This is a genomic window from Vibrio sp. YT-16, from assembly GCF_033337405.1.
In the GTDB taxonomy this organism is placed as follows: domain Bacteria; phylum Pseudomonadota; class Gammaproteobacteria; order Enterobacterales; family Vibrionaceae; genus Vibrio; species Vibrio alginolyticus.
This window is the reverse complement of record NZ_JAWOQQ010000008.1, coordinates 38,161-59,054: the sequence shown is the minus strand read 5'-3', so window position 1 is coordinate 59,054 and position 20,894 is coordinate 38,161. Positions and strand designations below refer to the sequence as shown.

The window sequence follows — 20,894 nt, the reverse complement described above, 5'->3', positions numbered from 1 at the left end:
GAAAAAGGGCTCCATCCGGAGCCCTATTATTATTTGCTGTTAAGATTATGCGTTAGCGGCATTAAACTCAACTATTTGACGTCGATAAGATGCTAAACGATCTGGCGTCATTAAGTTGCGCTGGTCATCAAGTACGTTACCACCTAAGTCATCAGCAATTTGCTGCGCAGTTCGAAGCATTAAGTTGAAGTTCTGTTCAGCCTCGCCATAACAAGGCAATGTCATGAAGAATGAAATACCCTTCGTTGTAAACTCAGCAGGATCAGCATGTTCAAACGTACCAGGGTGCATCATATTAGCGACGCTAAACAGCACTTTGCCGTTACCGGACAAGTCGACATGACGATGGAAAATATCCATCTCGCCATAAATTAGACCGTTTTGTTGCATACTTTCAAATAAAGCAGTACCAACAAATGGCTCTTCACCAGCACAGTGCACATTCAATACAATCACTTGCATTTCAGGTTCTGGCTTTGGCTCTTCCTTAGGCTCTGCAACGACAGGCTCACTAACCGTTTCGACTTGCTGTTCTTTCTCCGTAATATCAAACGCGGCGGGAATAACTTCTTCTTCCACAGCAGGCTGGAATGGCTCTTCAGCTACTGTTGCTTGAACAACAGGCTCAACGTCCTCTTCTTTATCTTTTTCTGCAACAAATGAAGGGATGTCATCCGGCTCCTGCTGCGTCTGTTTGACTTCAGATGGACCACCGAATAACGGGTCAGATTCAAACTTGTTGTCGAAAGAACTCGCCATCCCAAAATCTGGTTCTTTGCGATCTTTGCGAATGATCTCAAAGTCATCTTCAGGAGCGGGAGCGAAGTCTCGTTCTTTCTCAACAAGATCATTTTTGTCTTCTTGGTCAACATCCAGCTTACCAAGTGGCTTGTTACCAAACTTTGCTTTGCCTTCTTTTTTACTGCTCCATAAACCATGAAACAGTAATGCCGCGATGGCTAATGCGCCAACAACAATGAGTACGAATCGCAATTCCTGCATTATTTACTCTCAATATACTTGTTTTTACTACTCGCAGTTCCTTGAGCAGCAACCCAAGTGCAATAAATCTGAATGATACGTTTACTTTACCAAAACTATATGTAGATTTAGAACAACTTAATGCAAGAAGTTCCGTTTTTTGTTGTGATTCTTGCCACGATTCCACTTAACAAGACGTCATTTGTCAGGGCTTTGAAAGAAAAGTCCTCACAGGTACAATGAGTTTTCATTTACACGAAGCCAAAATAGACATGAAGAAAAACAATCAGCAGAGAACCGGGTTCGGTTATTTTCTATACGGGATACAATTGGCACTAGCCCCTAAAATCAGGCGCTTTGTCATCTTACCTCTACTTGCAAATATCTTGCTTGTAGGTGGTGCCATCTTCTATCTATTTTCAAACCTTAATATATGGATAGAAGGCTGGATTGGGCAGCTGCCTGAGTTTTTATCCTGGTTAACTTACATTCTTTGGCCTTTACTCGCTCTAACGATACTCGCTACCTTCTCCTATTTTTTCAGCACGCTCGCGAACTTTATCGCCGCGCCATTCAATGGCCTCTTGGCTGAAAAAGTGGAAGAGTACTTAACGGGACAAAAAGTAAATGATGATGGTTTCACTGCCGTCCTGAAAGATGTTCCTCGCGTTTTAGCTCGTGAGTGGAGAAAGCTCCTTTACATTTTACCTAAAGCAATAGGCCTATTCCTATTATTGCTCATCCCTGCCCTTGGACAAACAGTAGGCCCATTTTTATGGTTTATCTTTACCGCCTGGATGCTCGCGATTCAATATTGTGACTACCCGTTTGATAACCATAAAATCCCATTTAACGACATGCGTTACAAATTGAAACAAAAGCAAGGTAAGGCCTATGGCTTTGGGGTATTGGTGTCTGTGTTTACGACGATCCCAATTTTGAACCTAATTGTCATGCCTGTAGCAATATGTGGTGCAACCGCTATGTGGGTCGCGGAGTTTAAGCACCAACGATAGTCGATTAGAGATTAAGGAAAGGGATCAGCGCCAGCTTTTCCCTTTTCTTTTATCAAGTTCTGGGCCAACCTAATAAGATATAACTTTTTAATCCTTTTCCCTTTTTTTCATACCGCATATTCTTCTATCCATATTCACACAACGTGTAATGAAGGAACATCACTATGAGCAAAATCTACGAAGATAACTCTCTTACTATTGGTAATACACCTCTCGTTCGTCTAAACAAAGTAAGTAAAGGCAAAGTTCTCGCAAAAATTGAAGCGCGTAACCCTAGCTTCAGTGTTAAGTGCCGTATCGGTGCAAACATGATTTGGGAAGCAGAGAAAGCGGGCCTTCTTAAGCCAGGTGTAGAGCTTGTAGAACCTACCAGTGGTAACACTGGTGTTGCTCTAGCATTCGTAGCGGCTGCTCGCGGTTACAAGCTAACATTGACCATGCCTGAATCAATGAGCCTAGAACGCCGTAAGCTACTAAAAGCACTAGGCGCGAACCTTGAGCTGACTGAAGCGGCGAAAGGCATGAAAGGGGCGATTGCTAAAGCAGAAGAAATCGTAGCAAGCAACCCTAAGAAGTACCTACTTCTTCAACAATTTGACAACCCAGCGAACCCAGAAATCCACGAAAAGACTACGGGCCCTGAGATTTGGGAAGCGACAGACGGTGAAATCGACGTATTCGTTGCTGGTGTTGGTACGGGCGGTACTATTACAGGTACTAGCCGTTACATCAAAGGTGAAAAAGGCAAAGCCATCACTTCTGTTGCAGTTGAGCCAGCAGAGTCTCCGGTTATTGCACAAGCACTTGCTGGCGAAGAAATCCAGCCTGCCCCACACAAAATTCAAGGTATCGGTGCTGGTTTCATCCCTGGTAACCTCGATTTAGACATTATTGACCGTGTTGAGCAAGTTACCTCAGAAGAAGCGATTGAGATGGCTCGTCGCCTAATGGAAGAGGAAGGTATCCTAGCTGGTATCTCATCTGGCGCAGCGGTTGTTGCAGCGAACCGACTTGCGGAACTACCTGAATTTGAAGGAAAAACAATTGTAACTGTCTTGCCAAGTTCCGGTGAGCGTTACCTAAGTACAGCACTCTTTGCAGGTATCTTTACCGAAAAAGAGAACCAACAATAATATGTGTTCAAATCAATTTTTAGTTTAAAAAAGCCCCGTTTAGGGGCTTTTTTGTTGATCCCTGCCCTACCTTTGGTAATATCAGGGTGTTTTATTTCTAGCTTCAAAATAAAGAAGCAGAACACAAAAAGGTTTCAAAGTGATTACGCACGCAAACAGTTGCGTAGTTACCAAACTTTTGACTAGTATCAGAACTGACGCGCTTTGAACTCTTCCCGTGCTAGCGCACAAGATGTAAAGCAGTTAAGCTAAAATCTGGTCACAAACTAACAAAAAAATACATTTATTGGGGTATATCACATGTACGAGAAGCAAGTAGAAATCACAGCAGAAAACGGCCTTCACACTCGTCCAGCTGCACAGTTTGTTAAAGAAGCAAAAGCATTCGACGCAGACATCACTGTGACTTCTAACGGTAAAAGCGCTAGCGCTAAGAGCCTGTTCAAACTACAAACACTAGGCCTAGTAAAAGGTACTCAAGTTACTATTTCTGCTGAAGGCCCACAAGCTCAGCAAGCAGTTGACCACCTAGTTGCTCTAATGGACCAACTACACTAATCCGGTCTCCTACTCCAGAAGCCATTTTGTGAAAGCAAAATGGCTTCGTTGGAAATAGGCTCAAAACTAAGCTAAAACTATTCGTTAGCGCACCCATTATTCTCCCGTTTTATAAAGTTGACCAAACTTAAGGTAAGGCTATGATTTCAGGCATCCTAGCATCTCCTGGTATTGCAATCGGTAAAGCACTACTACTTCAAGAAGATGAAATTGTCCTAAACACAAACACTATTTCTGACGATCAAGTAGAAGCTGAAGTTCAGCGTTTCTTTGACGCTCGTAACAAATCTGCAGCTCAGCTAGAAACTATCAAGCAAAAAGCGCTTGAAACGTTTGGCGAAGAAAAAGAAGCGATCTTTGAAGGTCACATCATGCTTCTTGAAGACGAAGAGCTAGAAGAGGAAATCCTAGCACTTATCAAAAACGACAAGATGACTGCTGATCACGCTATCCACTCAGTGATCGAAGAGCAAGCATGTGCTCTTGAGTCTTTAGACGACGAATACTTAAAAGAGCGTGCAACTGACATCCGCGATATCGGTTCTCGTTTTGTTAAGAACGCACTAGGCATCAACATTGTTTCGCTTAGCGATATCAACGAAGAAGTAATTCTTGTTGCTTACGACCTAACGCCATCTGAAACTGCACAAATTAACCTAGACTACGTGCTTGGTTTTGCTTGTGACATCGGTGGTCGTACATCTCACACTTCAATCATGGCTCGCTCACTTGAGCTTCCAGCTATCGTTGGTACTAACGACATCACGAAGAAAGTTAAGAATGGCGACATGCTGATTCTTGACGCAATGAACAACAAGATTGTTGTTAACCCATCAGAAGCTGAGCTAGAAGAAGCGAAAGCGGTTAAAGCAGCATTCCTAGCTGAAAAAGAAGAGCTAGCGAAACTGAAAGACCTACACGCAGAAACGACTGACGGTCACCGTGTAGAAGTTTGCGGTAACATCGGTACAGTGAAAGACTGTGACGGTATCCTTCGTAACGGCGGTGAAGGTGTTGGTCTGTACCGTACTGAATTCCTATTTATGGACCGTACTGCGCTACCAACTGAAGAAGAACAGTACCAAGCGTACAAAGAAGTTGCGGAAGCAATGAACGGTCAAGCTGTGATCATCCGTACTATGGATATCGGCGGCGATAAAGATCTCCCATACATGGATCTTCCAAAAGAGATGAACCCATTCCTAGGCTGGCGCGCTGTACGTATCAGTCTAGATCGTCGTGAAATCCTTCGTGATCAGCTACGTGGCATTCTACGTGCTTCTGCACACGGCAAACTGCGTATCATGTTCCCAATGATCATCTCTGTCGAAGAAATCCGTGAGCTTAAGAAAGCGATCGAAGAGTACAAAGAAGAGCTACGCGCTGAAGGCCACGCGTTCGACGAAAACATCGAAATCGGTGTTATGGTTGAAACTCCTGCTGCTGCTGCGATCGCACACCACTTAGCGAAGGAAGTGTCTTTCTTCTCTATCGGTACAAACGACCTAACTCAGTACACGCTAGCGGTTGACCGTGGTAACGAGATGATTTCTCACCTATACAACCCACTATCACCAGCTGTACTTACAGTGATCAAGCAAGTTATCGACGCTTCTCACGCAGAAGGTAAATGGACTGGTATGTGTGGTGAACTTGCAGGTGACGAGCGTGCAACACTTCTACTTCTAGGTATGGGTCTGGACGAGTTCTCAATGAGCGGTATCTCTATCCCTAAAGTGAAGAAAGTAGTTCGTAACTCTAACTTCGCAGAAGTGAAAGCAATGGCTGAAGAAGCCCTTTCTCTACCGACAGCAGAAGAAATCGAAGCCGTGGTAGAAAAGTTTATTGCTGAGAAAGCTCAGTAATCGGTAGTACCAAGTAATTCAATACTTAATGGCCATTAGACGGCGAAAAAAGTCGTCTAATGAGCTATATTGGTATACTATAATTCGACAGAATAAAACCAAACCTTAGGAGCATGACACAATGGGTCTGTTTGACAAACTTAAGAAGCTTGTATCTGATGACAGCGCTGACGCTGGTGCTATCGAAATCATCGCGCCACTTTCTGGTGAGATTGTAAACATCGAAGACGTGCCAGATGTTGTTTTCGCTGAGAAAATCGTTGGTGACGGTATTGCTATCAAGCCAGCAGGCAACAAAATGGTAGCTCCTGTAAACGGTACTATCGGTAAGATCTTCGAAACTAACCACGCGTTCTCTATCGAGTCTGACGACGGTGTTGAGCTTTTCGTTCACTTCGGTATCGACACAGTTGAACTAAAAGGCGAAGGCTTCACGCGTATCGCTGAAGAAGGTCAAACTGTTAAAGCTGGCGACACTGTAATTGAATTCGATCTAGCTCTTCTAGAAGAGAAAGCGAAGTCAACGCTAACTCCAGTTGTTATCTCTAACATGGACGAAATCAAAGAGCTAAACAAGCTTTCTGGTTCTGTAACTGTTGGTGAAACTCCAGTTCTACGTGTAACTAAGTAATTTTTACTTAATCGAACACGAAAAAAACGCTGCCATTGGCAGCGTTTTTTATTATCTGACTTTTTTCTGAGCGATGTGCATCGCTGAAACACGTTCAACTGAGCAAGCCTAGTGCTGAGCTCGGCCTTTGCTTCGCTTGAGCGAGTAATGCAGTTGTCGCATCTTGGAGCACTTGAGAACGCACCATTTCCGTAGATTCTCTTGCGAAGTCTGTATCTCTTATTCGACTCTTGGATTCTGTAACACTCCGATTCACAGTATTTAAGTTATCCATCGAGCCGTTTACACGGTTCTGAAAGCTGCCAATTTCACTTCGGTGCGAATCAACGTACTTAATTGCTGCATCAATCACCCCAACTGAAAGCTGAGCCTTACCTGCCGTCGACATATCAATGTCATCCATTGTGACTAATTGACCAGCGCTCACATCAAGCTCATCCGCTAAACTCCCTTCGAGAACCACACCCTCTGGCGCCTTCATCGTAGAAGCGAAGAATTGCAGTTCGTTGTTTTCCGTTACTGAAGCATTCACTATCGATTGTTGAGTATTGATGTAAGTGGCGACCTGTTCTATACGGTCACCCAATTTGAGTCCAATGGATTCCGTTTGGGTTTGCCCTTTACTGTCTTGGTATTCGACTTTTAGGGTTTGGTTATCTTTAGTGACTCGCCAATCTTTATCGACCGCATCACCAACATAATGCTGCCCTCCCATCTCTGGGATATGGCTACGCATGTTACGTAACGTCAAAGAGATTGAATTAGCGTTCGCGCCAATATGGAAACTTTGTGAACCGTAAGATCCATCAAACAGGTTTTTATCCGCAAATGTTGTCGTGATCGCGACACGATCAAGCTCATCTTGCAGCGCTACGACCTCATATTGAATACTTTGCCGATCACTTGAGTCATAACTGCCGTTTGCTGCTTGAAGCCCCAGAGAGCGTAAGCGTTGCAATATGTCACTGCTTTCGTGCAATGCTCCCTCCGCTGTTTGAGCAACAGAAAAAGCGTCGTGCGCATTTCTTAAGGCGACATCAAGCCCTCTCGTTTGTACATGGAGAGTATTCGATATCTGTAAACCTGCCGCATCATCGCTCGCCGAGTTGATTCGAAATCCCGAAGTTAGGTTGCGTTGTGAATCAACATTTTGCGCAGCTGCTTGACTCAGGTGTCTCTGCGCCACCATCGCAGAAACATTGGAATTTAAAGAGAGCATCTAATCGATATGAATGCCTTATCGAACATACTGTCAGGACACATCTGAATCGTTATAGCCAATAAGCAAAAAGCCAGGGATGAGCCTGGCTTTGGTTTCTTGCTTTGTTAAATTGATTAACCTAGCAGACTTAGCGCTGAGTTTGGCGCTTGTTTCGCTTGCGCTAGAATTGAGCTTGACGCTTGCGATAGAATTTGTGATTTGGTCATTGCCGTCGTTTCTTTCGCGAAATCTGTATCTTTGATACGGCTCTTCGACGCATTCACGTTCTCGTTAATGTTGTCCAAGTTGCTGATTGCGTGGTTGAAACGGTTCTGGAAAGCACCCAGCTCTGCACGGTGGCTATCTACGTATTTCAGTGCCGCATCGATGATAGCAACAGATTCTTGTGCGCCACCAACTGAGGTTACGTCGATAGTATCTACCGTTACTTTTTTGCGTTCGCCCAGACCTAGTTCACCAGATAGACCGCCTGAAAACTCGACCTCGCCCTCAACTTTGTTGTTGCCTGCGAAGATTTGCAGTTTACCATCTTGGTCTACTGATGCTTTCACTAGGTCAGTTTGACCGTTAATGTAAGTCGCAAGCTCTTCGATATCGTCACCCGCTTTTGCGCTGATGTTGATTTCTTGCTCTTGGCCGTAGCTGTCCGTTAGGTTGATTTTTAGGTCGTTCTTACCTTCAGCAACGTTCCAGTCTTTACCTTTACCACTTTCAGCTTGGTAGCTCACACCGCCCATCATTTTGTTGTCTGAGCGCATGTCTTTTAGCTCAAGCATCACTGCTTCACCGTTATCCGCACCGATTTGGAACGATTTCGCACCGTGTGTGCCGTTTAGTAGCTTGTTACCACCGAAAGAAGTGGTTTCTGCGATACGGTTTAGTTCGTCATTTAGCGCGGTCACTTCTTCTTGAATCGCAACACGTTCTGCTTTCGAGTTTGAACCGTTTGCTGATTGTAGAGACAAATCACGCATACGTTGAAGAATGTTAGTGGTCTCGTTCATTGCACCTTCAGCAGTTTGTGCAATCGAGATACCGTCGTTCGCGTTACGAACAGCCACATCCAGGCCACGGCTTTGTACGTTCAAGCGGTTCGAGATTTGAAGACCCGCAGCGTCGTCTTTCGCGCTGTTGATTTTGAAACCTGAAGACAAACGTTCCATAGAAGTTTGTTGTGCTGAGTTTGCGTTGTTTAGGTAACGCTGAGCGGTCATCGCTGATACGTTTGTGTTTACATTCACTGCCATGGTGATTTCTCCAATTGATTTTCCGATGTAGCGGTTTCCGACGTCTCGGAAAACCAAGTAGTTCTCTCAAAGTTACCTCTATTAACGACACCAAATTCAGAAGCTTTAGAAAAAAGTTTAAAAAAATAACATTGCGAGATTTAGCTAATAAAATTGAAGAAAAGTAAGAAAAAGTGCTCAAGTTTCCACAAATCGAGCCGAGAGGGCCAAATTGTATAGAAAACCAGCGAAAGGAAACAATTGAAGATAAGTTCGCAGACGATAGACGTAAGAATTAGAAAAGAAAAAGCCCCTTTTCCTTTGAGAGAACTGGGGCTAGGTTGGTCGCCAGAGCCTATGTGGAGATCAAGAGAAATGAACACATTTCCGGCATACCGAGTGCAACTTTACATTGAAAATGATTGGCAGGTGAGAGATGAGAGAGCCGCTCATTCTATTGTAAAGTTGCTTGCCAAAAGCCTGCATTCCCATCCACGTCTGAATGTATTGAGCACAGGCTAAGTAAACTACTGCAATAGTGACATTGCAGAGTTTGGCAACTGTTTCGCTTGAGCAAGAATCGATGTTCCTGCTTGTTGCAAAATTTGTGCTTTGGTCATTTGCGTGGTTTCTTTCGCAAAATCTGTATCTTTAATTCGGCTGTTCGATGCGTCAACGTTTTCTTGGATATTCGCCAAGTTGTTGATGCTGTGACTCAAACGGTTTTGCTTCGCACCTAAGTCTGCACGTTGCGAGTCTACGTATTTCAGTGCCGAATCCAGCACAGAAATCGCGTTTTGAGAACCTTGTACCGTGGTCATATCAATATCTTGTACTGACGTTCTGATAGGTTCATCACTCAGGCCAAGCTCAGATGCTAATCCACCAGAAATAGAAATCTCACCCTGAACGTTTGGATGCGCGACAAAAACTTGCAACTTGCCATCTTCACTTACAGACGCATTAATCATATCAGACTGACCATTAATGTAAGTGGCAAGCTCTTCGATGTCGTCGCCCGCTTTGGCATTAATGTTGATTTCTAGATCATCAACATTGCCGTCTTCGTCTTCACCCATACCTGGTAGCGTGATCTTCAAGTCAGATTTAGCTGGGTCAACACTCCAGTTTTTATCTTTACCGTTCTCAGATAAGAAGGTCACACCGCCCATGCGAGTATCGTCCGCACGAATGCTGGTGAGTCCCATGATCATGGCTTCACCTGAGCTCGCACCAATCTGGAATGCTGCTTCACCGAATGAGCCGTTCAATAGACGACGACCACCAAATGAAGTGGTTTCTGCAATACGGTTTAGCTCGTCAATCAATGCCATTGACTCTTCGTTGATCGCCTGACGCTCAGCTGGAGAGTTAGTACCGTTCGATGATTGAATCGCAAGGTCACGCATTCGTTGCATGACAGAGGTTGCCTCATTCATCGCACCTTCAGCGGTTTGTGCAATCGAGATACCATCGTTCGCGTTACGCATTGCGACATCTAGGCCACGAGACTGTGCAGTTAAGCGGTTAGAGATCTGTAGACCTGCCGCATCATCTTTTGCACTGTTAATCTTATGTCCTGAAGATAAGCGCTCCATCGACGTGTTTAATTCATCAGTCGCTTTGTTTAGGTAACGCTGCGCGGTCATCGCGGAGACGTTAGTACTAACTGTTACAGCCATTTTGCTCTCCTGTTGAGTTCGCAAGCTTTTGCGAAGCGGCCAGCTTTACTCTCATTTGGATAAGCACTGACCGTAAAAGTTACTTGCTAAATCTGCCTTAAACGCAGGGTTTAGAATCTCTAAATCTGTTCTGATATTTTCAATACAATTTGTGTGCCAACTTGCGTAAATTATTTAACTACTTTTAAAAGAATCAAATAAACAATAAGTTAGCTTTATCATTAAGCTATTTCCGGTTTGTCAGACTCGTCTTAGCCCAAGGGTATTGAACGCTGCCCTGTTGCCGCCCGACTTGCCTCCCGCATCATTGCCGCTTTGGGTAAAATCGTGCCGCATGACATCTCAGACTCTCAGGTTACGTCGACTTATCGCGCTTAAGGCTTTGCACATAAGGCATCAAAATCAGACAATGTGTATGAGTGTCATACTAGATGTAGTTAAACAACGTTAGATCTTTGGTCTTACCGAATGCTTGTTGCGATGCCTGTAACGCTCGCGAGTTTTCACTGAACTCGATCACGGCTTTAGAGTAATCCAAGTCCTCAAAGTTGCTCTTCGCTTTTGCGAGAGACAAATTAAAGTCTTCATGATTTTGCTCTTGGATATCCAGCGTACTCAATCGAGCACCGGCATCTGTACGCGCTTTATTCAAATGGATAAAAGCAGCGTGGAATTCTTCTGTCATTTGGTGCAATTTGGCGGTCGCCGACGTATCCGAAACCGATTTGTCTGACCATGCCATTGCATCCTTGAAGGTATCGAAAATGCTGAACTCTGCCCGCTTTTCGATCTCAATGCTGTCACCAGGCGTAATTTGACCTTTTACGTGCACTTTCAGGTCTTTGTATTCAATCCCTTTCTCTGGAGAAAACTCATCGGCATCCACTACTTTGCCGTTACGCTCTAATTGGTAACCAAATTTGCCGTTGTTCATATCGACAAATGTCACGCGATACGCCGCATCATCCTTAGCGTCAACGTTAGTAGCTTTGTTTAGCAACAGCTCAGAGCCGTTTTGTAGATCGTAATTCGGCTGATAGTCGCCAAATGGGTTTGGTATCTCCATAAACAGCTTGCTGCCGGGATCGTTCATTGGCATCTCAAGCATGCTGGAGACTTTCATTTTGCGCTGATAATCGTCCCCAGCGTATTGCACGCTACCATCTTTATCGCGATAAAATGGTTGGCTTTTTGGCTTAGTGCCAGCAAACACGTAGTTACCAGATTCATCTTGCGAGTTCACCAAGTTAAGGAAGTTGTTCGCAATCTCTTCTAGCTCACGCTTCTTTGCTTGTCGGTCTTCCGCAGAAAACGCACCGTTAATCATTTCCATCGTTAAGCGCTTCGACTCGTCGGCAAAATTCTCCGCATTGGCGATATTAACTTCGTGGTTTTCTAGACGATTACGCACCAACACTATCGAGCTAAGATATTGTTGTAGCTGTTCTTGTTGCTGACTAATGTTTTGGATGTAATGCGCAGCGAGGGGGTCGTCACTAGGTTTCAGTAACTTTTTCCCTGAAGCAAGCTGCTCTTGGTTGTGGTGAACCTTATTCTCTTGACGACGCAGATCATTTTGTACGGACTGATAGTTATGGAAACTAGAAATTCGGGTTAGCACTTATCTCTTCTCCTTACCTCAGTTGTAAAATGGTATTGAAGGTATCATTCGCCGCTTGCATCACACGTGATGAAGCCATGTACGCTTGTTGAAACTTCATCATGTTGGCCGCTTCTTCATCGAGGTTAACACCAGAAATAGAAGCAACGCGCTCTTGCGCCGCTTCATGCTCTAAACGAGCGACGGAGGCTAAACGGTTTGCTGTAGAAGACTTCAGTCCAACTTCGGTATTGAGGTTATGATAAACATCGATCAAGGTACTGGATTTTCCATCCATCATCTTGTCTGTTTGGATCTTCTGCATTTTTCTCAAGTTGCCGTTACCACCTTCAGAAGGCACCAAGTTTGCGGTGAATTTATCATTCATCAGTGCGCCTTCGCTCAACTCAAACACGGTTGCATCGCCGTTTTTATACAGCGGATGGCTTTTCGGCACTGATATTTCAATCTTCGGGTTATCTTTATCTAACGGGTATGAGTATTTGTCCGATAGTAAATTACCCTTGTTATCCGTGATCTTTAACCACGGCTTATCATGCTTCTCGTCGGTTGGTTGTACGGTAACCTCAAACTCTTTAACATCCCCCGCCTCACGAATTTTAAACTTGGCGTTACCTTGGGCAAAAGTGGTTGAGGCTTCATAACTTTGTGCGGCAATAGCTTTTGCGTCATTGGTTTCCATCTTTATGATGGCTGCACCACTTCTCGTTGGGCGGAGCAATACGCGCTCACCGGCGGCAAGGCCTTCACCAATTTGCACTTTCATACCATCCAGAACAAATGACGAATCCGAACGGTCGATGTTCAACGACATTTGCTCACCTTTCGGTGTTGTCACGCTGTATTGATCGCCATCATAACGCAGCGAATATTCACCACCTTTGATCGCGGAAATGTCCTCGATGTAAACCGCAACATCAGCTTGGGAGTCAGGCGCAGCAAAAACTCGAGATTTTGCCACCAGCTCAGAGTTCACGTCGGTAAATACGTCTTTACCTATCTTACCGTTGAGATCCAGACCTTGAGATTGCAGCTGATTAATTTTGTAGGAAAAGCCCGTCGCTAAACGGCCCATTTCATCTTGCAGTTGTGGGATGTGTTTGTCGCGCATTTCAAGTAAAGCGCCGATTTTGCCATCCATATCATCAGACTTGATCGCTTTAATGCCATTCCCTTCCACCATTGCTAATCGTCTTTGATGAACATCCGGATAGCCATCGATCATTTTGAGCTGGCTTGCTTCCGTGCCAGAAACAAGAGTGTGTCCATTGCCGATATGAACATTAAACCCTTCCGCATTTTTGCGTGGGGTTACGGTAACTTTGGTGTACTCTGACAGCTCAGTAACCAGCTTTTCATGCTGATCCATCAGGTCATTATGTGGACCGGGAGTACGCATCATCAGTCGATGAATATCGCGAATTTCCAACGCAAGTTGATTAACGCGCTCAATGCCCATATCCAATTTTTTATTGGTGACATCAGATTGCAGTCGCACGGTTTCGTGGAAATCATTTAATGTATCAGAGAAGATTTTCGCCTTTTCCAATACCACTTTTCGTGCCCCTAAATCGTTCGGGGTATCTGCCATGGTTTTTACCGCATCGAACCACTCATTCAGGTTCTCGGGAATTTTCTTCGATGCCACAGAGCTCAACATACTAGAGAGCATATCAAGATTGCCTTGGGTATCCGTTTTGTTGGCATTGTTGGTCGACGACAGGTTCAGTTCATTCACGGCAAACTGATCCCACGAGCGGCGAACATTTTCCACATGCACACCCATGCCGTAGGTAGAACCACCAAACATGCGCGGATCATTCGTGCCTTGGATAACAGACTGACGGCTATAACCCTCTGTATTAACATTAGAAATGTTATGACCAGTGGTGTTTAATTGTCTCTGAGCAGTAAGCACACTTTGAGTACCTACATTCAGAAGATCTGACGCCATACATGCCCCCGAAAACGAAATATAAATCGGCAAAACCGATCACCTAGACACATTAAAAGCAAAAGATGTGCCAAGTGATAGAAAGGCGTAGATGTTCAGATAAAGTGAAGGCTTGCACTATGGCAAGCCTTCGAGAACGTCATAAATTGTCGCAGAGACATTACATACTTTCGATTTTATCCTTCACCTGCAGGACTTTATCTGCGTAATTCGGATCGGTCGCGTAACCCGCACTGTGGATACCGCGAATAAACAACTCTGAATTCCCGCGTTTCTGCAATGCTGTCTCGTAACGTGGGTTGTCATTCAAAAATCGTACAAAGTCATTAAAGCTGTCTTCGTAACTTGAGTAGGAGCGAAACGCTGCCGTCTCTTTCACTGGCGTGTTATCGTGGAACTCTAAAGTTTGAGTCGTCACTTTGTCACCCTGCCAGCTTCGATCTGCTTTGATATTAAATAAGTTGTTGCTGCTGCCACGCGCGTTCTTCACGACCTTTTGTCCCCACCCCGTTTCCAAAGCGGCTTGCGCAAGTAGCAGAGATGGCTCGACTCCTAGGGCTTTCGCAGCTTTCTCCGCGTATGGCTTCATCGAGTTAACAAAGGATTCTGGTGAATCGAATCGAGTGGGTTCATTGCTTGGTCGAGATAGTTGACCAGATTCAATCAAGCGCTGTTCAATCTCGCGCGCTTTTTTCGGGTCAACACGACGATATTCCGCAGCATTGTTTGCCGCATCACGCATAGCCGTTTCTTTTTTGTCGTTCCCTTGCCCAGCCGTTAATTGCTTAACAATCATATCGGCCAGTCCCATTGAACCAGACGAACTCAATTCACTCGCCATCTGTTCATCCAACATTTGTCGGTAGAACTTCTCGTTTTGGCTGTTCATCATGTTGGACTCAAAGCCCTCATTGGCTTCACGCATGGATTTCAACATCATGGAGGTGAAGATCGATTCGAACTGACGAGCAGCCGCATGCAATGCTTCTTGCTCGCCATCTTTTCCCTCTTTCACTGCTTTTTGACGCAGAGTGTCCAGAGAACTGATGTCATGGATAAAACCAATGTCGTTAGGATTGTTCATTATACCTACCTCCTAACCATTAAATGATGATCAACTGGCCTTCAATGGCACCAGCTTGCTTCAATGCTTGTAAAATTGCCATCAAGTCCGAAGGCGCAGCCCCGACTTGGTTCACGGCACGGACCAAATCATCCAACGTTAAGCCTGGTTCGAACTTAAACATTTTGCCTTGCTCTTCGCTGACTTCGATATCCGAGTCTGGTACGACTACGGTTTGCCCACCAGAAAAGCCGTTAGGCTGGCTAACATTCAGGTTTTCTTTGATCGCAACCGTCATGCCGCCGTGCGTTACTGCTGCTGGTTTAAGACGCACATGCTTACCAACTACGATGGTGCCCGTGCGAGAGTTAACGATGATTTTGGCTGCACCATCTGCTGGGTCGAACTCTAGGTTTTCGATTGCCGATAAGAACGCAACACGCTGGCTGACGTCACGAGGAGCACGCACGCGCACTGATGTCGCGTCAACAGCGCTCGCCATTTGTGGGCCAAGGAAGTTGTTTACAGCATCCGCCATACGTTGAGCCGTTGTGAAGTCTGACTCAAGCAAGTTGAACGTGATGTAATCACCACGACCAAATGGGTTTGGAATTTCTCGCTCTACTGTCGCACCACTAGAGATAAGACCAACGGTTGGATTGTTACCTACGATTTTAGAACCGTCAGCGCCTTCAGCACTGAAGCCGCTCACGACTAAGTTACCTTGAGCAACCGCGTAAACTTGACCGTCGAGACCTTTGAGGAACGTTTGTAGTAGCGTACCACCACGCAAACTTTTAGCACTTCCGATGGAAGAGACAGTCACGTCCACTTGCTGACCCGGTTTAGAGAAAGGCGGCAATTCTGCCGTAACCATGACTGCGGCAACGTTTTTAATTTTTGGCTTTGTGCCCGGCGGCATCTGAATGCCGAAGTTTTGCAGCATGGCGGCGAAACTTTGCTCTGTAAACGGGTTCGCTTCACCCGTACCAGGTAAGCCTGAAACCAAACCATAACCCACGAGTTGGTTGCTTCGTACACCTGCCACTTGCGCGACGTCTTTGATACGTGCGGCTTGGGCTACGGTAGAAAACAGAGCAACGCTCATCAGTACTAAAAGGAGTTTTTTCATGCTTACTTATCTCTTGCAGTCAAATTGCCGTCAGCACGGCGTGTTATAGCGCTACATTAAAGAATCGTGCCAAGAAGCCTGGCTCTTGCATATCTTGTTGCAAACCAGTGCCAGAGTACTGAATTCTTGCGTTAGAAACGCGATTTGATGCAATGGTGTTGTCGAAATTAATATCATCCGGACGAATAGTGCCACTTAAACGTATGTACTCATCACCCGTATTTAGCGTCATCCACTTCTCACCGCGGATCACGAGGTTGCCGTTTGCCAGTACTTCGATCACCTCAACAGTGATGTAACCACTGATGCTGTTGCTCTGCTTTGCAGAAGAGTCACCTGCAAATGAGTTGGAGTTGTTTAAGTCATAAGAGAAATTATATTTTCCGCCAATTTGCAGCTCTTCTCCGCCCACTTGAAGCGGGTCCATTTGCGCTTCATTGGTTTTCGATAAATCGGCATTTGCGCTTTTCGTCGCACTGGTTGTCTCATCCAGTGTTACGGTAATAATGTCGCCAATACCACGTGGTTTAGAATCGTCGTAGAGATCGGTAATGTGCTCGGCGCTAAACAACGAACCTGTTGCAGCAGCATAATGCTCAGGTTTGTTTTTCGGATGAATTGGAGCCCAAGCAGGATCGCCAGCAACCGGATCGCTTCTACCACGTAAAGTATCTACAATACCGCTGCTCTCTTCTTTCGATTTATCGCCTTCTACTGCGTCGACCACAGTGGTTGCTTGTGTCACTTCATCCGTTTCAATCGGTTCCAACATGGCACAGCCCGACATCGTAGCAATCAAAGCGAGTAGGCAAATACGTTTCATCGTGAGCTCCTCAAATCTTGCTCTTAATCGTTACAATTGCTGGTTAACGAAGCTCATCATTTTATCGACTGACGAGATCACTTTTGAGTTCATTTCGTAAACGCGCTGGGCTTCGATCATGTTGACCAACTCTTCCGTTACATTCACGTTGGACGCTTCCAGCATGGATTGACGAATTTCACCCAAACCGTCCAAACCAGGAACACCCTCTTGTGGATCGCCACTGGCACCCGTTGGTAAGTAAAGGTTCTGACCAATTGGCTCTAGGCCGCCCGGGTTAACAAAATCTGTAATGGTTAGCTGACCAACGACTTGGTTGTCTTGCTGACCTCGGACGCGAACCGACACTTCACCATCCGTACCGACAGTAATAGAAATCGCATCTTCTGGAATCACAATTTCAGGCTCTACAGGGTAGCCAGAACCCGACGTGACTAACGTGCCTTCACCATTTAGCGTGAACTGACCGTTACGGGTATAACCGATGTTGCCGTCCGGCAATGTCACTTGGAAAAAACCGTCGCCTTCCACCATCATGTCCAGTGCGTTGGTCGTTGTCTGTGCATTGCCGTGCGTGTGCACTTTTTGCGTCGCAACCACTTTAGAACCCGCACCTAACATCAAACCACTTGGCAGTTCCGTGTTCTGAGATGACTGGCCGCCAGGTTGGTTGATGTTCTGATAGAACAAATCTTCGAATACTGCACGGCTCTTTTTGTAGCCGACAGTAGAAGCGTTCGCCAAGTTGTTCGAAATCGTGGCAATGTTGGTTTGTTGGGCGTCTAGACCTGTTTTACTTACCCATAGTGCTGGATGCATAGTGAACCTCTAACTCTGTTAACTCATACGAAGCAGTGAATCTGAAGATTTATCCATTTCTTCAGCTGTGCTCATCATCTTGACTTGCATTTCAAACTGACGTTGTAAGTCAATCAATGCGGTCATTTCACCTACGGCATTCACGTTACTGCCTTCTATCGCTCCCGTCTGGAGACTAACAGTCGCGTCTGCTTCGTAAGGTTGGTTTGGAGTTTTATGGCGAAATAAGCCATTGGTGTCTTTAAACAAGCTTTGATCATTAGGCTTAACGAGCTTAATGCGATCAGCCGCTTGGAATTCTTCTGCCGGGGCACCTTGAGGAAGTACAGAGATGGTGCCATCCCGACCGATTTCAATTTTGGAGAGAGGGATAGGCAAAGTAATCGGCGCGTCGTTTTCACCCAGCACCAAATGACCACTTGCGTTGGTAAGCATGCCATTTTGATCGACTTTTAGGTTGCCGTTACGGGTCAACCCTTCTTTCCCTGTATGATCGAGTACCGATATCCAACCGCTGCCTTCAATCGTCACATCCAGATCACGCCCTGTTGTAATCACGCTACCTTGAGCAAAGTTATGCCCTGGACGCTCTGTCATGCTGAATACACGTGAAGGATGGCCTTCACCATAAGCCTGCATTGAGCGAGCCTGTGCTAAATCAGCCCGAAATCCGGTCGTGCTTACGTTAGCCAAGTTATTAGCGCGCAATTGTAGTGCCTGCATATTTTGCTTGGCGCCACTCATTGCGAGAAACAGTGCGCGATCCATAAATTACTCCAAAAAATCTCTCTGTACACGGAGTAAAAAGCAATAGTTATGCCAAAACAAAAATAGACTTATTAATCAATACTTTGAATTAAAAATCAACAATGAAAAGAGGTCAATAGAGGCAGAAAACTGTAACGAGAGGCAAGGTTTTGATCCATACGGCGGCAACAGCGGCAAATCGTAGATCAAAGCATGCTTAGCCTGAGTGAGGTGTATTCAGGCTAAGCATCAGATGAATGTCATGATGAAAATGAACAAAGCGGTAATTACTAAGAAGCAATCACACGCCATTGCTTACTCAAGCAGAGTATCGAATGACCCAGCTAGTGCTCTAGCGGATCTGTAAGATATTCTGTTGTAGTTGGTTGTGTACTTCTAGCGAACGTGAGTTTGCTTGGAAGTTACGCTGAGCAGAGATCAGGTCCACCAACTCCTGCGTCATATCAATGTTTGACTGTTCCAGCATACCGTTATTGATGGTGCCGAAAGAGCCTTTATTTGATTCACCCCAGATCTTGTCACCAGAGAACTGCGTTGAATCCCATTGAGTGCCGCCTTTCTTATCCAGACCTTGCTCGTTTGGAACACGTACGAGAGCAACACGACCCAATGTAACGTTTTCACCGTTTGAGTAAGTTCCCAATACGCTGCCGTTTTCATCGAAGTCAACTTTGGTTAGGAAGCCCGTCGTTGCACCGTCTTCGTCAAACTTAGTCAGTTCGAACGGAGCCGCAAACTGTGTTGCTGAGCCTAAGCCGAAGTTAAGCGTCTGCGCAGGATCGGCACCATTCATATCGACTGGTGTCGTGTTCGTCGCCGGATCGCCCAGAGCCACAGAAGTGATTGGCTGACCATTGTTCAAGCTCGCCAACGTACCATCGTTGTTGAACTTCATGGTATGCCCCACATGACCTGTTGGCGTTTGCGCATCACCAGCCGCAACATTTAAAGGCTTTTCACCTTCTTTATCTGTCACGGTGTAGTAAGTGTTCCATGTATTTGGCTGAGTCTGATCTTTCAAGTAATACGTCGTTAGCTTGTAAGACTGACCCATCGAGTCATAAATTGTCGAAGAGGTTGAACGGTTGTATGTATCTGGGTCTGAAAAATCAAACTGCGTTGGATCTTTCAAATCGCCGTTCGCTGGCAAGTTCACACCCACTTCAATGTTTGCTGTTTGTTTTGGCTTACCAAATTCAGCAGGAATATTGATGGGTTGTGGCTCGTATGAAGAAACCTCACCAGAGCTTGGGTCCACTTGGTAACCTAATAAGAACTCATCGTTCGCGGTCACCATGTAGTTTTCTTTATTTAAGTGAAATGCACCATTACGTGTCAGTTCATTCTGTTGTGGAGTTAGACGCTCTTTCGCTACAGCGAAAAAACCTGTCCCCGAAACACGCAAATCCATTGGGTTGTTGGTGTAAATGCTAGAGCCTTCATGGAACTGCTGTGCCACTTGGCTTGCTTGCGCACCACCACCCGGTGTGGTTTTTGCGTTAGTAAATAAAGAGTTAGAGTAGACATCAGCAAACTCAGCACGGGACTCTTTAAAGCCGTAAGTGTTGGCGTTCGCAATGTTGTTACTGGTGGTATTCAAATCCAGTTGGGCGGCGGACAAACCGCTTAAAGATACATATGACATTCCAAAATCTCCTAATCTAGCGAGCTATGACTACGCTTTGCCGACTTCCAATACTTCTGCAAGTCGAACTGGCGATTCAAAACCAGCCAGATTGAGTAATACGTTTCCGTCACCTTTGCCAAGCAATACGCTGTTTACGTTGGCGTATGTCGATACTGGGAACTCTTGCGACTCCCCTTCAACTAAGCCAGACGCTTTCACTTTGTATTTGCCAGCTGGCAGTGGATTTCCGCTTTCATCTTTACCGTCCCAAAGCACACGCGTGTCGCCGGCTGGTTTCGCCCCTACCTCAAAGGTACGAACCAGTTGGCCAGCTTCATCCTCTACACGAACAAACAGATTATCGATAGATTGTGAAAGCTTAACCATTGCCGCCATTGGTGCGTCGTCCTGCTTCACACCTGCTGCTCCTGGGACCAATACGTCACGCCCTACCAAAGAGGAAGCTTGTAACGCTTGATTTGATGTCATTGACGAATTCAAACTCTCAAACTGAGTGTTCATCTTGCCAATGCCATCAACGGTCGCAAATGAAGCCATTTGCGCAATCATCTGGTCATTACTTACCGGCTTAAAAGGGTCTTGCTGAGACAGTTGCTTCGTGAGCAATGATAAGAAGTCTTCCTGTTTTAGGTCCTGCTTACCCGTGCTCTCTTCCGCTTTCTTGTTACTCTCTTGTAGACTTTTAAGCTGGTCGATATAGGACAAGCCGCTTTGACCAACGTTGTTAATTCCGGCCATACGCTACCCCCTTA

General features: G+C 45.4%; 18 protein-coding genes. 5 read left to right on the top strand and 13 right to left on the bottom strand.

Going from position 1 to position 20,894, the window contains the following annotated elements; genetic code table 11:
• Positions 1-45: 45 nt before the first annotated feature.
• Positions 46-1,002, bottom strand: coding sequence for a cell division protein ZipA (gene zipA, locus R7F07_RS14510; protein ID WP_017819969.1), 957 nt, complete (start codon positions 1,000-1,002; stop codon positions 46-48).
• Between the two features lie 251 nt (positions 1,003-1,253).
• Here zipA and cysZ point away from each other — a divergent pair, with 251 nt between their 5' ends.
• The 5 genes from cysZ to crr all read left to right on the top strand — a co-directional run bounded on the left by cysZ (position 1,254) and on the right by crr (position 6,184).
• Positions 1,254-1,997 carry a sulfate transporter CysZ gene (cysZ, locus tag R7F07_RS14505; RefSeq protein ID WP_025767003.1) on the top strand — a complete coding sequence of 248 codons (744 nt, stop codon included), beginning with the start codon at positions 1,254-1,256 and terminating at the stop codon, positions 1,995-1,997.
• Between the two features lie 164 nt (positions 1,998-2,161).
• A complete protein-coding gene (gene cysK / locus R7F07_RS14500) occupies positions 2,162-3,130 on the top strand; it encodes a cysteine synthase A (protein ID WP_136976349.1) in 969 nt (322 codons plus the stop codon).
• Positions 3,131-3,430: 300 nt separating this feature from the next.
• Positions 3,431-3,688 (top strand): HPr family phosphocarrier protein, encoded by a 258-nt coding sequence (locus tag R7F07_RS14495; RefSeq protein ID WP_005382043.1) that lies wholly within the window; start codon positions 3,431-3,433, stop codon positions 3,686-3,688.
• A 140-nt stretch (positions 3,689-3,828) separates the two neighbouring features.
• Positions 3,829-5,553, top strand: coding sequence for a phosphoenolpyruvate-protein phosphotransferase PtsI (gene ptsI / locus R7F07_RS14490; protein ID WP_005389298.1), 1,725 nt, complete (start codon positions 3,829-3,831; stop codon positions 5,551-5,553).
• Positions 5,554-5,674: 121 nt separating this feature from the next.
• The gene (gene crr, locus R7F07_RS14485; protein ID WP_005382041.1) at positions 5,675-6,184 is read left to right on the top strand and encodes a PTS glucose transporter subunit IIA; all 510 of its coding nucleotides are present in this window, start codon (positions 5,675-5,677) and stop codon (positions 6,182-6,184) included.
• A gap of 94 nt (positions 6,185-6,278) precedes the next feature.
• Here the strand turns inward: crr and R7F07_RS14480 are convergent, their stop codons facing one another.
• The 12 genes from R7F07_RS14480 to flgD all read right to left on the bottom strand — a co-directional run bounded on the left by R7F07_RS14480 (position 6,279) and on the right by flgD (position 20,880).
• Positions 6,279-7,403 carry a flagellin gene (locus tag R7F07_RS14480; protein ID WP_171343139.1) on the bottom strand — a complete coding sequence of 375 codons (1,125 nt, stop codon included), beginning with the start codon at positions 7,401-7,403 and terminating at the stop codon, positions 6,279-6,281.
• Positions 7,404-7,519: 116 nt separating this feature from the next.
• The gene (locus R7F07_RS14475; protein ID WP_318110528.1) at positions 7,520-8,653 is read right to left on the bottom strand and encodes a flagellin; all 1,134 of its coding nucleotides are present in this window, start codon (positions 8,651-8,653) and stop codon (positions 7,520-7,522) included.
• 506 nt (positions 8,654-9,159) lie between these two features.
• Entirely contained in the window at positions 9,160-10,314 is a 1,155-nt protein-coding gene (locus R7F07_RS14470; protein WP_005382038.1) for a flagellin, read from the bottom strand.
• Between the two features lie 427 nt (positions 10,315-10,741).
• Positions 10,742-11,935 (bottom strand): flagellar hook-associated protein FlgL, encoded by a 1,194-nt coding sequence (gene flgL, locus R7F07_RS14465; protein ID WP_053303009.1) that lies wholly within the window; start codon positions 11,933-11,935, stop codon positions 10,742-10,744.
• Positions 11,936-11,948: 13 nt separating this feature from the next.
• On the bottom strand, positions 11,949-13,889 hold the full coding sequence (flgK, locus tag R7F07_RS14460; RefSeq protein ID WP_171343382.1) for a flagellar hook-associated protein FlgK: 1,941 nt from the start codon (positions 13,887-13,889) through the stop codon (positions 11,949-11,951).
• Between the two features lie 160 nt (positions 13,890-14,049).
• Positions 14,050-14,976 carry a flagellar assembly peptidoglycan hydrolase FlgJ gene (gene flgJ, locus R7F07_RS14455; protein WP_042522768.1) on the bottom strand — a complete coding sequence of 309 codons (927 nt, stop codon included), beginning with the start codon at positions 14,974-14,976 and terminating at the stop codon, positions 14,050-14,052.
• Between the two features lie 16 nt (positions 14,977-14,992).
• Entirely contained in the window at positions 14,993-16,084 is a 1,092-nt protein-coding gene (locus R7F07_RS14450; protein ID WP_005393118.1) for a flagellar basal body P-ring protein FlgI, read from the bottom strand.
• A gap of 43 nt (positions 16,085-16,127) precedes the next feature.
• The gene (flgH, locus tag R7F07_RS14445; protein ID WP_005382033.1) at positions 16,128-16,907 is read right to left on the bottom strand and encodes a flagellar basal body L-ring protein FlgH; all 780 of its coding nucleotides are present in this window, start codon (positions 16,905-16,907) and stop codon (positions 16,128-16,130) included.
• Between the two features lie 30 nt (positions 16,908-16,937).
• The gene (gene flgG / locus R7F07_RS14440; RefSeq protein WP_005382032.1) at positions 16,938-17,726 is read right to left on the bottom strand and encodes a flagellar basal-body rod protein FlgG; all 789 of its coding nucleotides are present in this window, start codon (positions 17,724-17,726) and stop codon (positions 16,938-16,940) included.
• Between the two features lie 18 nt (positions 17,727-17,744).
• Positions 17,745-18,494: a flagellar basal body rod protein FlgF gene (locus R7F07_RS14435; RefSeq protein ID WP_136976124.1), complete on the bottom strand. Its 750-nt coding sequence runs from the start codon at positions 18,492-18,494 to the stop codon at positions 17,745-17,747.
• 331 nt (positions 18,495-18,825) lie between these two features.
• Positions 18,826-20,139, bottom strand: a complete 1,314-nt coding sequence (gene flgE, locus R7F07_RS14430; protein WP_005382030.1) for a flagellar hook protein FlgE — start codon at positions 20,137-20,139, stop codon at positions 18,826-18,828.
• Positions 20,140-20,169: 30 nt separating this feature from the next.
• Positions 20,170-20,880, bottom strand: a complete 711-nt coding sequence (gene flgD, locus R7F07_RS14425; RefSeq protein ID WP_005382029.1) for a flagellar hook assembly protein FlgD — start codon at positions 20,878-20,880, stop codon at positions 20,170-20,172.
• Positions 20,881-20,894 lie beyond the last annotated feature (14 nt).